Source organism: Polyangiaceae bacterium (assembly GCA_020633235.1).
Classification (GTDB): domain Bacteria; phylum Myxococcota_A; class Polyangia; order Polyangiales; family Polyangiaceae; genus JACKEA01.
This window is the reverse complement of sequence record JACKEA010000006.1, coordinates 15,791-31,417: the sequence shown is the minus strand read 5'-3', so window position 1 is coordinate 31,417 and position 15,627 is coordinate 15,791. Positions and strand designations below refer to the sequence as shown.

Genomic DNA, 15,627 nt, shown 5'->3' with positions numbered 1-15,627 from the left:
GCCGATTCATGTTGGTGCGGCGCGATGCCCGTCGTGGCGCGCGACCGCGTCAGTTGCCCGCAAGGCAGTCGAAGCGCGCGAGCTTCACTTGGTGCGCGCCGGACGACGGGCCTTCGGCCCAGCCCACGACCACGCTGTCTCCGTTCGGCGATCCGACGGCGGACACTCGTTCACTGAAGTGGTCTGCGAGGGTGCCACGGCCCAAGACCGTGCCGTTCTCGTCGGCGACGCTCACGACGATGTCGGGACCACCGTTGCCGTCGTCGTTTCCCCACGCGACCGCCAAGCGATTGCCGATGGCCGTGGCGGAGAAGCCTTCGAGGGGGGCGTCGCTCGGCGCGGTGAGATCCACCGGCCCGACGACGGACGACGTGCTCACGTCCACCCGCGCGATGCGGATCGGGGCGCTCTTGCCGCCACTGACCACGCGCCACACGACGTAGAGCCCCGACGGATGCGCCACGGTTTGCACCGCGGCGATGGGCGCCGATTCCTTGATCTTCAACACTGGTGTCACGCTCACGTCCGTTGCCACGCGCTCGATCTCGATGACTGTCGCCGGACCGGGCACGTTGAAGGTGCAGTCGGTGAGGGTGAGCCCGGGCGAGTTCGAATGCGCCACGAGCCAACCGTCTCCGTGCCCCACCGCGCTCGCAACGATGCCGCCGGGCGTACAGCCCATCGCGCCGGTCTTGGTCGTTGACGGATCTCCGACGAGGCGAACCTGTAGCCAGGTGTCCTGGAACGTAGCCGCCAGATGCAACGGCGCCGGCCCCTTGGCGAAGAAGTCGCCCAGCATGGGGAAGCACTTCGAGAGGTCCGCCTGCGTCCAGCTCGGATCGAAGCTGCGGCAAGAAAAGCTCGGGAAGGGAGCTTGGGCCTTCAGTCCCACCGAGAACGTCCCGTCGAAGGACTCCGTTGCCCATGCTCGATAGTCTGCTGGGAGCAGCGGCCCACCGATGTTGAAGTGCTTCGTGTTCAAGCCGGGCACTGATGGCCACGGTTCCCAGGCTGAGATCGTAGCGACGTCTAGCGGCGTAAACGCGACTTGGCTCTGCGGCACGAACGCAACCACGACTTTCTCATGGTCTGCGCTCAAGTACGTCAGAGCTGGCGAGCGGTGGTCTTCGCCGCTGAGTTGCTCGAGCTCGAGGACCGGATCGAGCGGCGTGAGGCTCGCGCAGTCGTTGATGCTGCCGCCGCTCCCGGCACTGCCGCCGGTGCCCGCGGTGCCGCCGGTGCCCGCGATGCCGCCCGTGCCCGCGGTGCCGCCCCCTCCGCTCGTGCCGCCGCCGCTCGGCGCGCCGCCCAAGCCCGCGTCCGCGCCGCCGCTCGACGTGCCACCCAGCCCACCGATCGCGCCGCCGATGCCGCTGCCCACGGGTCCGTCGTCCAACAGCGTCGAACGTGAACCGCAGCCACAGACCGCCACTGCGGCCATGCCCACCCAGAGAAAGCGCCCCACCATGAACCAATACTACACCCAGCTGACGAATGATGTCGGCCCGGCGCGATGCCCGGAAACCTTCGGCGCTTCACGGCCGCGGTCCGGCGCACGAACGAATGACGCACGCTACACGCACCTAAGCTCGAACACGTCCGCGCGGTGCTCGCGGGCCTGCAAGATGCGAGGAAACGACGACGGTGCGTGCACGCGTCGGTCGTTGGGCTTGCAGTGCGATACGCGCCGCGACGTTACCGCGGCGGGCCGACATGAATCCAAAACTACAATAGCTACGATTCCTACTGTCCATTCGGTGAGCACGCGCTCTCGGTCCTTGACGGCGCGGATCGCGATTGAGTATTTTCGTTCTGTTTTACCGAGGGTTGGCGGTGGCACGGGGGCACATGGGGACAATCGGGAGCGGACCGAGGTGCATTGGGCGGGTGCTGGCGTTCGTGCTGAGCGCCTCGCTACCGAGCAGTGCGAAGGCGGATCCGCCGCCGGCAGCGCCACACGCCGATCATCGCGAGACGAACGCAGCGCCAGCCGGGCATGCGAACCATCGCCAGGATGAGCCGATGCGGGTCGGGCCGACGCTCCTCGGCGGCCATCGCGACAAGGACCCGCAAGGCACGATCCATACGGACCGGCCCGCACCGACCAAAGTGCCGCCACCCGTACCGGAAACCCGAAGGGCCAGCGAGCACGGCAAGCAGTACCGAAAGTCCACCGCGCTACCGGCGGGCCACGTGCAGGTGGCGGCGCTGTTCACGGAGCGCGGCTTTGCATGCTCGGGCGTGGTGATCGGCAAGCGCGCGGTGCTCACGGCTCGGCACTGTCTGCCCATCACTCGCGTGCGCTTTGGACAGGACGCTTCGAAGCCCGTGGCGGAGCGGCGCGTGCGGCGCCACTACCTGCCGCCCGCTCGCGGGCTGGACATCGCGGTGCTGGAGCTGACCGAGGACGCGCCCGTCACGGCCTACAAAGTGTCGCACAGCACGCAGCCGCCCCAGCGCGTGCGGGCCGTGGGCTACGGCGCCACGGACGCCCACGCCAGCCGCGGCGCGGGACAGCGGCGCTATTGGGATCTGCGCATTCGCGGCTGGTCGTGTGATCCAGCAAGCAGCGTGAGCACGGCCTGCAAGCCGGGGGTGGAGCTGGTGCTGCCGCGCAGCAATGGCCTGGATACCTGCAACGGCGACAGCGGCGGGCCGCTTCTGTCGTGGGTGAAGCATCGCTGGGTGGTGGTGGGCATCACGTCGCGAGCGGTGGCGAGCTCTTTGCTGCCGTGTGGCGACGGCGGGGTGTACGTGCGGGCGGATGTCGTTGCCGGGTTCATTTCGGACACGGAAAGGAAGATCGAGTCATGGCGTGGAAGAAAACGGCGGCAGTAGGGCTTTGCGGATGGCTGCTCACGGCGTGCGGCTCGGCGCCGAAGGAGCGCTCGACCACGCCGGCGCCGGCGTATCCGGCGTTCGCATCACAGGAAGCGCCGGCGGGCGAGTACCAGGTGTACACCGTCGCCCTATCCACCCAGCCGGCCACGCGTTTTCGCTGCACCTTGTACACGGCGCCCTTCAACGCCGGGGATCCGCAAGAGCCTCACGTGCTGGAGTGGGATCCGCAAGCGTCCGCGCCGCTGACGCGCAGCATTCGCTCCGCTGGGGTTGCCACCTGCTTGGAGTGCGGCTCGGAGATCCTCGCGCTTGGCGAGGAGCGCCGCGCGCACTTGCTGCAGTACGCGCCCCCCAAGCAGCCCCCCGCCGCGGCGGACGCGGGTCCGCTCTTGTGCGGCGGTTTCATGCTGCCGTCGAAGACCAACGAGTGGCCCTTCGAGCTCCGGGACTCCCTCTCCGATGGCGGCGGGGCGCTTTCGAGCGTGACGGTGAAGCTCGGCGCCAACCCGGTGAGCATGACGGGCGCAGAGCTCTTGCGGCGCGCCGCAACGCCGGTTGCGCGGACGCGGTCGCTGGAGCCGCTCACCCCGTTGGCGGAGGATGCGCTGCGCGTCGTTGCCAACGTGGCCGTGGAGCGCGCGAAGAAGACGGGCAGCCTGCTCCTGCGCCGGGCGATGGAAGACTTCTTCTGCAGCGACAAGCTGGGCGGCAGCAAAGGACCGTTCCGGGGTATCGTTCCGCCCCACGATGTCGCGTTTCCCAGCACCTGTGCGGTGCTCAAGACCGTGCGCATCGAAGACATTGCCGCCTCCGGACGCCTTCTGCAGCGCGCACTGGCCAAGGATCTGATTCATCTCGGCGTGACGCAGATCGTTCGCGTCGCCGTGCCTTCGCAGGGAGAGGCGCAGTTCCGCCAACCCCTCGAGAGCATCGAACGGCTGGTGGGAGATCTGCTCGACGGCCGGAGCATCACCACCGAGCGGGACGTTCAGGTCGCGGTCTTGGACATCATGCGTTGGGCATCGGCGGGGAAGAAGTCCACGCAGCTCTTGGACAAGGGCCTCGCCGCCCTCGCCACGTGCTTGGAAGACGGACCCTGCACCGCAGACCAGCTCCTGAAACAGCTGCAGGGCGTGAAGTACGCCGAGGCCTGGCCGGAGCTGCCCCAAGTGCTGTCCCACATCATGGACGTGCTTCGGCCGCCGCCCGGTATTTCCGCCCGCGCGACCGCCAAGGCGGCGATCAACGTGGAGCTCGACGTGCTGCTGCATGCGTTGCAGGAGCGGGTCAGCGGGGAGATCGAACGCAACGTGGAGCTGCTGCGCGCCACTGCGGGGCCGGCGCTGGAGCAGTGCCTGAAGAGCGAGCACTGCGACTTCGACGAGCTGGCGGGCAAGTTCGGCAAGGTGAGCGCCCAGCTCCGCTGGCTCGGGCCCGTGGTCTTGGCGATCGAAGATCAAGGCGACAGCCCGACGGTAGATTCGGTGTTGGCAGCCGCGGCGGAGCGGGTGCAGCAACATCCGGAGCTCTTGAACGGACGCCTCGCCAGTTGGTCGGAGACCATCGAGCACCTTCGGGCGCTGGTCAACGCGGTGCTGGACGACGACGTGGGGCGCGCGGTGCAGAGCGCCAGCGCCTTCGTGGGTGACGCGATCGACACCGCCTGCGACGAAGACGCCATCAAGCCGAAGCTGTGCAAGCTGCCGGTGTCCACCGCCACGGCGCGGAAGGCCTTCAGCATCGCGGGCGCCTTCGTGGCGTACAGCGCGTCGTACCGCCCCAGCACCGACGGCAGCACGCTGAGCCAAGAAGAGCTCGATACCCGCGCAGAGGAACGCAAGAAGGCGATGGAGTCCTTGATCGACGCCGCGACGGAGCGTCAGGACCGCAAGGGAGACGTCGTCGTTTCCGCCGGCGCCGCCGTGGGCGCTGCGTACACGCCCGGCACCTGGGCCACCGAGGGCGATCGCCGCGGCCAGCTCACGCTCCCCGTCGGCTTCTCCGTGGAGTCCCTGCCCGGAGCGCCGTCGGTCTGCGGCATCGGCAACGCGCGCGTCTTTGGGCCCTTCGGTTGCCACTTCGGTCTCACGTTGCTGGACGTAGCCCAGTACGCCTCCACGGACGGCGACAGCACCGCGGAGCCCGAGATCGGAACCGCCGTGTTCCTGGGCGGGCGCGCGGGTCTGCTCATCGGACTGCCGAACGCGTCACTGCTGGTGGGCGTCGACGGCGGCTACGCGCCGGGCATCAAATACGGTGACGGCACCCGTGGCGTGGCTCGCTTCGGCGTCTTCGCCGGAACCTACGTCCCCTTCATCGACTTCAACTGATTGTCGGTGCGGCGCGATGCCCGTCGCGCTCGTCTCGCCGCGACGACGGCCAGCAGCGCGAGCCAACCGAAGCCGCGGGGCGACGAGTCGTTCCGCGGTGTGCGGCAGCTGCAGCCGCTGTCGTCCGCTCCGCTCGGAGCGCCGCCCGCGCCGGCGTCAGTGCCGGGAGCGCCGCCCGCGCCGGCGTCAGTGCCGGGATTGCCGCCGGTGGCTGCGTCCGTGCCGGGAGTGCCGCCCGCGCCGGGAGTGCCGCCCGTGCCGGGAGTGCCGCCCGCGCCGGGAGTGCCGCCCGTGCCGGCGCTTCCGCCCGCGCCGGGAGTGCCGCCCGTGCCGGCGTCGGTGGGAGTGGCATTGAGGCCGACCTCGCCGGCGGTGGTCGCGATGCGCAGCTCGTCGATGTACCAGTCCTGATTCTGCGGCGCGCCGTCGTGATAGTAGGGCCCGATCAGAAACTCGTTGAAGCGCATGCTCGAGCTCTTGCCGGTACGCCACACCATGTCGGAGATGTCGATCACGGGCTGCCCGTCGAACCAGTAACGCACGTGGCCGTCCTTGCTGGTGGAGGTCGGCGTCACGCTGTTGAGGCGCATCTCGACGATCACCTCGTGCCAATCTCCTTGGAAGTAGGGCCCCGCCGTCGCCGTGAACACCGGGGTGAGCCCCGACGGCTTGAAGGACTTGCCGTTGCGATACAGCGTACCCGTGGAGTAGCAGTCGCCCTTGCCGTAGGCGTCACTGGCTCCGTTGCAGCCGTGGGCGCCGCGCTGCTCGGTGATCTGGGTGAGGTCCACGCCGATCTGGGATTGATCGACGTTCAGCGTGTCCTGTCCCGAGATGGTCGGCTTGCCCTCCACGTGCTCGATGTAGCCCGTGAGGTGGGTTTCGGCCGGGCCGATCCACTTGCCGTCCAGGTTGGTGAGCACGTACAGCTCGTGGGGGCCGTAGCTCGGGCGAAACTTCCAGGTGGCGCTGTACTTGGTGTAGTAGCGGACGAACAGCACCTCGGATTCCGGGAACTGGATGCGCAACGTGCCCTTGCCGCCAGGCGTCACGTCCCCCGGTGCGTAGTGGTAGCGCAGGCAGCCGCCCTGCTGACAACCGCTGCTGTCGATCGTGACGTTGGTGGCATCGAACCAGCCGCGCGCCGCCACGTTGGCGTCGTCGAAGGGCTCGTCCACCAGCACGTCGGCGTGAGCGCTCGAAACGAAGAGCAACACCGCCGCAGCGAGGGCTCGTCCCACCCCTTTCGGTGCCGGCACGTGGCGCGCAGGCGCGCACGGAGGCAAATCCGGAATCAGGCGCGGGGGCGATGACTGCGACGCGCGTTTCATGTGCTCTTCGACTTCCTCCCGCCGAGGATCTCCCGGCGCGCCGGACACAAGCACGCCGCGCGCCAACCGCGTTTTCCGCGACACGCCGGCCGCCGCTGCCGCCAGCGGATCCGTTGGCTCTCGCCCCAGGGCGAGCGCGCGGATCCAGTGGATCCCGACCTTCAGCGGTTTGATGTTGGTTCGGCGCGACGCCCGCTTTGGACGTTTCCGCGGCGAGGCGACATCAGGCGACGGCTTCGAGGAAGCGATACGCGGGAACGACGGTGACGCCGTCTTGCACGTAGGTGCGCGTGCCGTGGAGCACGCACTGGTACACGTGCGGAATGTGGAGGCGATCCCGGAAGTAGCGCAGGGGCGAGCCAATGGCGGTTTCCGTCGTCTTCGCTTCCACGGCGAACCACGGCTTTTTGTCGACCGTGACCAGGAAGTCCAGCTCACGACCGTTACGATCACGAAGATAGTGGAGCTTGGCGGCGCGGCCTTCGACGTCTTCCAAGTGGTGGCACAGCTTCAGCAGGTGACTGGCCAGCATGTTCTCCAAGCGGGGTCCGGGGTCGGATACCAGAGACCAATCCCAGAGGTAGGTCTTCTGCTCCTTCTTGAGGCCCCGAATGGCGCGGTGTGTGTACGGCGGCAGACGAAAGGAGAAGTACAGCCGCGAGAGGATCTCGAGCCAGTTGGACACCGCGCGGTGGCTGACTTCCAGATCCCGGCACAGCGAGTTGACGGACAAAGGGCTACCGACGCGCTCGGGCAGCATGTCCACCAGCAGCTCGATGTTCGCCAGGTCTCGCACGGCCTCGAGCTCGCGCACGTCCTCGCGCACGAAGCGCTCGCTGCGTTCCTTTCGCCAGCGGCGGCGGCTGCGCTCACTCCCGCTCAGGAACGGCTCGGGGAAGCCGCCACGTTCCAGCAGCTGAGTCGTGCTCTCCTTCGCCGAGCCCGCACCTGTACCCAATGCCAGCGGCTGGCCGGGCTCCGCGCCGGGGAGCAGTCCCGCCAACTCGCGCACACTGAAGGGGTGCAAGCGATGATGATGGTAGCGCCCTTGGAGCGAGTCCCCGCCGCGGCGGTACACGTCGAGCCGCGCGCTTCCAGTCACGAGATAGCGATACTCCCCAACGTGCGCGTCGTACTCGCCCTTCAGCCAGCGCTTCCAACCGCGCTGCTTGTGCAGCTCATCCAACACCAAGAGCGCCGGCGGCTCCGGCCACTGTCCGGCGCGGGCAGCCCGCCGATGCTGGATGTTGTCCCAGGAGAAGTAGGCGCCAGCCCCCTCTAGCTCCAAGACTTGCCGCGCCAGTGTGGTCTTCCCGACCTGCCGAGGGCCGGCCAGGAAGACCATCTTTTCTGCCAAATCTTCGCGAATCATGGGCAAGAGAGCCCGGGCGTGCATGCCGGCAAATTTAGCTACAAAGCAAAAAAAGTCATGACAATTTTTGCTTTGTGGCGAAACACGCCCGGGTGATTCCGCGGCTTCGCAGGGGGTTTCGCGCGCCGAAATTCGTTCGGAACCGAACGATCTCAGGCGCATGGGTTTTCGGCCACGGCGGCGCTTGTGCAGAGCTCGCACAAGTTGGCAGACAAGTTGTGCAGGGTTTGCACAATGGGAAGCCGCGTTTGCTCCGACTTCGGCGTGACGAATCGTGCTCCAGCCACCTCCCGTGCGTCCCACAAGTACGCCTGGATCCGCCCCTTGCACGCGAGGCGTTTGCCAGGAGATCATGCCACGGTCATGCGCCTCGTCTCGCTCTTGACGCTCCTCGCGTGTACGGCGTGCGGTGGTCACAAGAACCCCGTCAGCTATCGCTTGGTCACCGCGCCAAACGGCATCCCCGGCGCGTGGATCACCTGCAAGCGTGACCAAGGCGCATGCTACGAGAAGGCTGGCCTGCTTTGCCCTCACGGATACGCCGTGCTGCGCGACGACGGCACCATCGTTGGCCAGACCTCACAGGGCGCCGCGTGGGGCGGCCCCAACGTAGCAGCGGCCAGAGTCGAGACCGAGAGCAAGTACGAAGGACATCTCTTTGTACAGTGCTGGGCGGCGCGACCGACTGCGCCTGGTGCGCCCGCACCCCAAGGTCGACCGTAGTCTCGCACGGTCGATGCCGCGAGAGCGGCGCCGGGCTACTGGCGGGTGAGCGTGCAGGCGTAGGTGGACGTGCAGAAGGAGCCGTCCGAGCAGGTCACCGAGATCGTGTTGAGGGACGTGGCGGAGCTGCCGTCTTGCGCAAACGTGGTCTTGAATGTGGAGCTGATGTTGCAGCCGTTCGCGCTCTGCTTGCAGTCCGTGTCCCGCGCCGTGCAGCCATCCTGCTCGATTCTGGCGCACTTGATGGGATTCGCCACGGTTCCATCGCTGCCGATGTTCGTGACCGAATCCGGAATCGACCCGCAGTCCCCGGACTGCTCGCTGCAATGCACCAGGTAGGTGGCCCCGGGCGTCGCACACGGGTTTGCTTTGTTGGTCGCGGCGCCACCGCCGTCATCCGTGCCACCGGAGCAGGCCACGAGCAGAGCCCAGAGCATGAATCCCAATACGCGCTTGATCACTGATCACCCCTTTCACCCCTCACTGTAGGGGGCCCATGCGACGAGACGGGTCGCATCCGGACAGGCGGTTCACGACTGAACACGACGAGACGTCACGTCGCTGGAGAGGGTTCCTTGTCGGAAGTAGCCCAGGGCGTTCCCTTGCCCAGTACCTGGCGCCGCAACCCGAGCTCGGCGTGCGCCCGTACGCCGACGCGTTGCGTGAGCATCTTGTTCGTCATCGCGCCGATGCCGATTCCCACGAACGGAACAGCCAGGAACAACGTGCGCGCGCTACGTCCGGCGGCACTCCGAACCAGGCCCTGACCCACGACCTCGAGCAGCAACTTTCCGGTCTCCCGCGGGGCGTAGTTCCACACGGCTTCCATGGACGCAATACCGAGGCTCGCGAGCGCGGATTCCTTCTGCTGCACCTCGAAGGTGCCCACAGAGGCCAGCAACATGGCGAGGCGCCGCTCCTGGGGGCTATGAATGTCGAAGGAGTGAAGCGACGCCAACATCATGCACAGCTCGGACTCCATCTTGAGCACGTAGAGCATCTCCGTGAGCACGCCGCCCATTACCGTCAGGGCGGTACCAACGCCTGGCATCACGGCAGGCACCGCCGCAAGGCCGCCGGCAATGGCGGACGACATGGACTGCTCGGAGATGATGCTGTGAGCGGCACGCTCCAGGTTGCCGCCCCGGGCGGCGAGATGCTCTCGCACGCGGCGGACCAGTATCTCCGGTGGATACATCAGTCGTTCCACGGCGCTCACGAACTCGCGTGGGGTGTTCTGCTCGGACGTCGAAGTCATGGCTTCTCCTTTCGTCCAGGGCCTCAGCAACCGGCATGCCGGCGTACCTGCAGGAAAAGCGCTGCATTTCCTTGGCAGCAGGGGTGATCGCGATCGCCGAACCCAGCGTGAGAGGTGATCGCAGACGCTAGATGAACGCCGCCGCCAGAGCTGAGTCGACTACAATGCCGTCGTGCACTTCGCTGCGGGGGAACGCATCGACCGGTACGTGCTGACGGCGCCACTTGGCCAAGGCGGCCAGGGGTCCGTGTGGAAGGCGACCGATGCACTCGAAGGGCAGCCCAGAGCCGTCAAGCTCGTGGAGATCAGCGACGCGCGCACTTCCCAGATGGAGCGTGCCCGCCGCGAGGCACGTGCCCTCGCCGCCCTCAGTCATCCCTCACTGGTTCGTTGTCACGGACTCTTCGAAGATCTCTCGCGCAGCACACTGGGCATCGTGCTCGACTTCGTCGACGGCGTCACGCTGACGAGGGCGCTCGCGGATCAACAGCTCGGTCCAGACCAGCGCGCGTGGGTCGCACGTCACATTTCCCATGCGCTCGGGTACCTCCACTCACAAGGCCTGGTGCACCGGGATCTCAAGCCGCAGAACGTTCTGCTGGCACACACGTTCTGGGCGAACGCTGGCGACCCAGCGGGCGTCAAGCTGGTGGACTTCGGCATCGCCGTCCGCGACAAGAACCCACGTCCGCTCACAGCGGCGGGTCACGTCGTCGGCACGCCCGCGTTCATGGCACCGGAACTGCTCGACCCGCTGGCCTTCGGAACATCGTTGCCCAGTCCTGCAGCCGACGTCTTCGCGTATGGCGTCATCCTCTGGCAGCTGATGGGCGGCGTGCATCCCACCGGGCTCGGTGCGGGCTCCGAGCACGCGGAGTACCTGCAGGAGTACCGACGCTTTGCCCACGGCGGGGCGCCGTGGCTCACGCGTGTGCCCCCCGGAGCTTGGCGCGACTTGGCGGCAGGGTGCTTGGCGCTCCAGGTTTCCCAACGCTTCCCGACCGGCGCACACCTGGCAGCACGCCTCGACGTGATGCCGGGGCCGTTACCCTCCGTCGCAGCACCGGTGACGGACCTCGAGGCTTCCGCGCTGCTAGCAACAACAGCACAGCCAACACTCTCGGGCGTGCGCCCGAGCCAGGAGCCGACCAGCGCGCCCCACGTCTCGCTGCCGGAGCGTGCGGCCGAGCGCGGTTCGCCGCTGGTGCTGTGGGCCGGGTTATTCGGAGTGGGCACGGCGTTGGCGCTGGGCGCTGCGGGTGCCTGGCAGGTGCTGACGCGAGGCGAAGCGCCAGCGCCGCTTCCAACGATTACCGCCGGCGGGACAAGTGAGGAGACTTCACTCAGCCCGAGCTTGCCAGAGGCAACATCAGCGCCGGCGACGGAGTTCGTTTGTCCGTCCGACACGCTTGGGCAATGCGGCTCTGGCACGGACTGCGGAGGACGCTGCAACGACGTAATCCCTGCGAAGACAACGTTCCGCCTGCGAACGGGTGGTGCGGCGGTCGAGGACAATGGCAAGACGGCCGACATACAATGTCGCTACCCAAACGCCGAGGTGTGCTTCCGGATCGCTGGCGTGGGACGAGACGAGGCGTGCACCGCTCTCAAGACCACTCAGAACAACCAGCTCGCATCCGAGTATCTGGAGGTGACCGCTGGCTTGGTAGCCCAGCACGGCCTTTCAGTAACCATCAAGAACGGGGCGATGGTAATAGCAAGAGGAGAAGTGCACGCCGACCTGCAGCGCGGCGTGCTTTGCAGGGGACTGGTGAAGGGCGGGCGTTTCACAAGCGCTATCGGACTTCATGTGAAGAACCTGACCTTCTTCTTGGACGATCCAAAGAACCCTCCGCCGCGACGTTGCGGCAAGTTCTCTTGCCGGTGACTCAACCCATCCCGTTCGCGGCCAGAAACCGCAACAGCTGCCCTCGAGACACGCCGAGCTCGCGTGCTGCGCGGCTGCGGTTTCCATTACACTTGTCCAACACCTGTCGCACCCGCTCCGGGACCAGCGGCGCGGGTCGCGACGTTGGAGCGGGCCCGACCACCTTCTCCACGGATGACAGCCTCAGGGCGCCGGACGGATCGAGTGACCCGGCACGCAACAGTACGGCCTCCAACTCGCGCACGTTGGCGGGAAGCGCGTGCAGCATGAGTCGCTCCACTGCTTCCACCTCTACCTGAAGCGGGTCCAGCGGCATTCCTGCTCGGTCACGCAGCGCAGCGGCGATCGCGAACACATCTTCGGGGCGTTCCCGCAGTGGCGCGATCTCGAGTCGCGCGGCGGCGAAACGCGCGAGCAAGTCGCGGCGGAATGCGCCTTGCTCGACCATCTCGTCGAGAGGGCGGTTGGTGGCTGCGATGATCAGCACGTCCACCGTGGTCGCGTGGTCTGCACCCACAGGCAACAGTTCGCGATTGTCGAGCAGACGCAGGAGCTTGGGCTGCATCTCAGCGGGAAGCTCGCCGATCTCGTCCAGGAAGACGCATCCGCCGTGGTGCCGCATCACGATTCCTGGGGAGCCACGCCCACTCCCCGAGAACGCGCCCGCCACATAGCCAAAGAACTGCGACTCGAACACTCCGGAAGCCACACCCGCGACGTTCACGGGAGCGAACGGGCGACCTGGACGGAGCTGGGCCGCGATTGCGCGAGCAACGAGCTCCTTTCCGGATCCGGTTTCCCCTTCGATGAGAACGTTCTGCGTGGGGCGCTTTGAAAGCGCCAGCATCTCCCGACGAAGCGCGGAGAGTCCAAGCGGTGCGACGAGTTCTCCAATGGGCGCTTGCGGCTGGGCCTCGCCCCGATAGCGCTCGCGAAACACCAACAGGGTGCGTCCAAGGCGAATGACGCTGCCGTCTCGAAGCGGCGCGCGGACATTTGGCTGCAACCGAATGCCGTCCAGCCAACTGCCGTTGCGCGCGCGGGCGTCAGTGATTCCGGTCGCGGCTCCAGCCCGCGCGAAGCTCACGTGCTCTCGGGAGATCTTGGAGTCCGCCACGCCGCGATCTTCGAACCAGACACGCCCTACCACGGCGCCCGACGGCGGCAGCGGAAGCACGGCCGGCGTCGGGTAGGCGACCAGTAGCGCAGGCTCGTACTGCTCCTCCGGCTCCGGCGACGGCCCCGCATGGTCGTCGGTCTCCGTCTTGGACTCGGTCACAGTGTCACGTTCAGGCCACCATACCCGGAGGTCAAGGCGGCGGGCCCATGACAGCGGTTGCGCCCCGTGAGACGGTGGCTCGAGAAATGGCACGCGAGCTCGATGACCGGCAGAGCCAGCGGTTATCCGCCGGCCGCAGTCTTCCTTCGAACCCAAGCATCACCACTGTGTTCGCCCTGCTCGACCGCTGGCGTCACCTTCCGGCGTACCAGCTCGAGCGACGCGCGGACGTTTTCTTCGCGCTGTACCTCCGAGAAGTCGTCAGCGCGCATGTCGGGGTCGAGCTCCACACGGTGATGATCCCCGAGCTGCCGCTCCGCCGCGGCATGCTGTACGGCGACGGGGAGCCATCCCCCAACAAGACCGCGAAGGCGGACTACCTGCTGGCGACGGCGAGCTGCGACACGTTCTATCTGCTGGAGCTCAAGACGGCGCAGACGTCGCGCCGAACCAAGCAAGACCAGTACCTCGAGCTTGCCAAGAAGGCCGGCCTACGCGCCATCGTGGATGGCGTGATCGCGGTGGCGGCAGCATCCAGCTCGAAGTACCTCCAGAAGTACCTGCATCTGCTGAGCGATCTGTCCGCTCTGGGGCTGGTTGAAGTACCCGCGCAGCTCTATGACGAGGTGTTTCCGAGCGTTCGCGCACGCGCAACGCGAGGCTTGGCGCAGGTCCGGAACCTCGTGGGAACGCCCGAACCGCCGCTTCGAATCCTGTACGTGCAGCCCGAAGCGGAGAGCGCCGCCAACACCATTGGCTTCGCCGAGTACGCCGCCATCGTGAATGGGCACGACGACGACGTCAGCCGAGCGTTCGCGAGGGCGCTGCGACAGTGGATAGAGCCCGCGGGGCAGGTGCGGCCGACTTCGTTGTAACGTAGTCCGGCACCTCGTCCCAGGTGCGTCCGTCGAGTACTCGGCCGGCCTTCTTCTTGTTCTTGCCGCCCCACTGCTTGAAGAAGAACGGAACCTGGGCGCGGCGGCATTGGTCGCGGAGATCCAAGACCCACTCGGCGTCCATTGGCCGCGAGCGGGGCCCGGACTCTCCGCCCACGATGACCCAATCCACGGCGCGCAGATCCAGATCTAGCAGCGGACCCAGCAGCGGCTCCAGCGACAGAAACTTCGTCGCAGCGCCCGTCGCACGCAACCCGTCGATGCGGTTCCGGTATTTGTCGCTCTCCACGCTCACGCCCATCCAGATGTTGGGCGCCCACTCGAGCTTTGGGCTCAGCTCCGCGAGGCGATCCGCCCGCTTGGTGAGCACCTGAAAGCGGTGCCAGTGCGCCCGAGCCATGACGTCGAAGACGCGGCGGACGTAGGAAAGCGGCACATCGTGATGAAACAGGTCGCTCATGGAGTTGACGAAGATGGTCTGCGCCTTCTTCCAGCCGAGTGGCAGCTCCAGCATGTGCGGCTGCAACGTGAGCCCGAAGCCGTTCGCGTAGTTCGCTTGCCCCATGGCCTGCAGGCGCGCTGCCATGCGCTCTGCGTAGCAGTGCTTGCACCCGGGGCTGATCTTCGTGCAGCCGGTGACCGGGTTCCAGGTGGACTCGGTCCATTCGATGCCGGAGCCTCGAGCCACTAACGCACCTTCTTCAACAAGCTCTCCGCAATGCGCAATGCCGTGGGCCTACCGTGCTGGTTGCCTACGGCGAAGCACAAGAGGTAGAGGGGATTGTTGGCCGAGTTGCGCAGAACACCGGGCTCTTCGGCAACGCCGGCAAACACATCTTTCAATCGATCGTTGAAGTACCGGCCGATGGTTTCCATGGTCGCCTTCACGACGTGATCTTGGTGGTCGCCGAAGAGCGTCCGTGTGCTCTCCACCTCATAGAATTCCTCATACCAGCTCGTAGACCCCAGCAGCAGGTCCAATCGGTGCCTCCAGCCGTCGGGGATGTCCCCAGACCTCGTGAGCAGCCGGTTCACACCCATCCCGAGAGGGAACAAGAGCCACATGTCGATGGCCTTGGTCGAGGCGATAGCCTTGATGGTCTCCCATTCCACCTGCATCCCGTAGGGGTCTAGAAAGAGCACGGCGCGATTGGATGTCCAGTTTTTCCGGCACAGGCTCTGAATTCTGTCATTCGCGTCGCCCTGCTGGATGTCGATCCGGTCGGCCTTATCCGGAAACTCGCTCTTGAGCACTTCGAGCTCTGCGCAACGCGCAGGGCTGCGCTCCACAAAGATGTAGTGATCGAAGGACGGCTCGGTCAGAAGAGCCAGCCGCGCCGAACCATCCAGCAAGTCTTGGGGCTCCTTCTCGGCCAAGTCTGGGAACAGAAGCTCCTGCGATTGCGACTCGCCATCGGATCGGCGGGCATTCCGATATCCAGTCCCAGCGAACGCGTCGATGAACGCCTTTCGAAATGGCCGCTCAACGCTGGGCTTGTCGCGCAGAGCGGTCGTGTACGCCCGCATGTACTTTTGAAGAACGTCGAGTTTCTGGGTCGTCCAGTCCCCGCCGAACTCGTGCCCCTTTCCCACTTCGCGTCCCCCGCGTGGCTTCATCCGCCGATGCTAGCTCGCCCGCTCCGCCAGTCCAGGCGACATGGCCAAGCACTGACACTGTCTGTCCGATCTCTCTTCGCAAGGCTGTTGGC

At 66.5% G+C, this 15,627-nt stretch carries 13 protein-coding genes; 5 read left to right on the top strand and 8 right to left on the bottom strand.

Annotation, left to right across the window (positions count from 1 at the left end; translation table 11 throughout):
- Positions 1 to 49: 49 nt before the first annotated feature.
- A complete protein-coding gene (locus H6717_29910) occupies positions 50 to 1,468 on the bottom strand; it encodes a hypothetical protein (GenBank protein ID MCB9581283.1) in 1,419 nt (472 codons plus the stop codon).
- Positions 1,469 to 2,022: 554 nt separating this feature from the next.
- Between H6717_29910 and H6717_29905 the strand changes: the two genes are divergently transcribed.
- Together H6717_29905 and H6717_29900 are read left to right on the top strand one after the other, a co-directional pair.
- Positions 2,023 to 2,838 (top strand): trypsin-like serine protease, encoded by an 816-nt coding sequence (locus H6717_29905; protein MCB9581282.1) that lies wholly within the window; start codon positions 2,023 to 2,025, stop codon positions 2,836 to 2,838.
- Complete coding sequence (locus H6717_29900) at positions 2,811 to 5,171, top strand: hypothetical protein (protein MCB9581281.1); 2,361 nt, start codon at positions 2,811 to 2,813, stop codon at positions 5,169 to 5,171. The genes H6717_29905 and H6717_29900 overlap by 28 nt, the downstream gene beginning before the upstream one ends.
- Here the strand turns inward: H6717_29900 and H6717_29895 are convergent.
- Together H6717_29895 and H6717_29890 are read right to left on the bottom strand one after the other, a co-directional pair.
- The gene (locus H6717_29895; protein ID MCB9581280.1) at positions 5,144 to 6,412 is read right to left on the bottom strand and encodes a heparin lyase I family protein; all 1,269 of its coding nucleotides are present in this window, start codon (positions 6,410 to 6,412) and stop codon (positions 5,144 to 5,146) included. The genes H6717_29900 and H6717_29895 overlap by 28 nt on opposite strands.
- Positions 6,413 to 6,725: 313 nt before the next feature.
- Positions 6,726 to 7,898: an ATP-binding protein gene (locus H6717_29890; GenBank protein MCB9581279.1), complete on the bottom strand. Its 1,173-nt coding sequence runs from the start codon at positions 7,896 to 7,898 to the stop codon at positions 6,726 to 6,728.
- A 339-nt stretch (positions 7,899 to 8,237) separates the two neighbouring features.
- Here H6717_29890 and H6717_29885 point away from each other — a divergent pair, with 339 nt between their 5' ends.
- Complete coding sequence (locus H6717_29885; GenBank protein MCB9581278.1) at positions 8,238 to 8,597, top strand: hypothetical protein; 360 nt, start codon at positions 8,238 to 8,240, stop codon at positions 8,595 to 8,597.
- Positions 8,598 to 8,632: 35 nt separating this feature from the next.
- Here the strand turns inward: H6717_29885 and H6717_29880 are convergent, their stop codons facing one another.
- Positions 8,633 to 9,058 (bottom strand): hypothetical protein, encoded by a 426-nt coding sequence (locus tag H6717_29880; GenBank protein ID MCB9581277.1) that lies wholly within the window; start codon positions 9,056 to 9,058, stop codon positions 8,633 to 8,635.
- Between the two features lie 92 nt (positions 9,059 to 9,150).
- Entirely contained in the window at positions 9,151 to 9,855 is a 705-nt protein-coding gene (locus tag H6717_29875) for a hypothetical protein (GenBank protein MCB9581276.1), read from the bottom strand.
- Positions 9,856 to 10,027: 172 nt separating this feature from the next.
- On the opposite strand from H6717_29875, the gene H6717_29870 reads away from it, so the two are divergent.
- Positions 10,028 to 11,743 carry a serine/threonine protein kinase gene (locus tag H6717_29870; GenBank protein ID MCB9581275.1) on the top strand — a complete coding sequence of 572 codons (1,716 nt, stop codon included), beginning with the start codon at positions 10,028 to 10,030 and terminating at the stop codon, positions 11,741 to 11,743.
- A gap of 1 nt (position 11,744) precedes the next feature.
- Here H6717_29870 and H6717_29865 read toward each other — a convergent pair whose 3' ends face one another.
- On the bottom strand, positions 11,745 to 13,022 hold the full coding sequence (locus tag H6717_29865; protein MCB9581274.1) for a sigma 54-interacting transcriptional regulator: 1,278 nt from the start codon (positions 13,020 to 13,022) through the stop codon (positions 11,745 to 11,747).
- 86 nt (positions 13,023 to 13,108) lie between these two features.
- Between H6717_29865 and H6717_29860 the strand changes: the two genes are divergently transcribed.
- Positions 13,109 to 13,897, top strand: coding sequence for a hypothetical protein (locus H6717_29860; GenBank protein MCB9581273.1), 789 nt, complete (start codon positions 13,109 to 13,111; stop codon positions 13,895 to 13,897).
- Here H6717_29860 and H6717_29855 read toward each other — a convergent pair.
- Positions 13,824 to 14,606, bottom strand: coding sequence for a phage Gp37/Gp68 family protein (locus H6717_29855; GenBank protein MCB9581272.1), 783 nt, complete (start codon positions 14,604 to 14,606; stop codon positions 13,824 to 13,826). The two genes, H6717_29860 and H6717_29855, sit on opposite strands and share 74 nt — an antisense overlap.
- A complete protein-coding gene (tcmP, locus tag H6717_29850) occupies positions 14,606 to 15,535 on the bottom strand; it encodes a three-Cys-motif partner protein TcmP (GenBank protein ID MCB9581271.1) in 930 nt (309 codons plus the stop codon). Before tcmP ends, H6717_29855 begins: the two co-directional genes overlap by 1 nt.
- Positions 15,536 to 15,627: the final 92 nt, after the last annotated feature.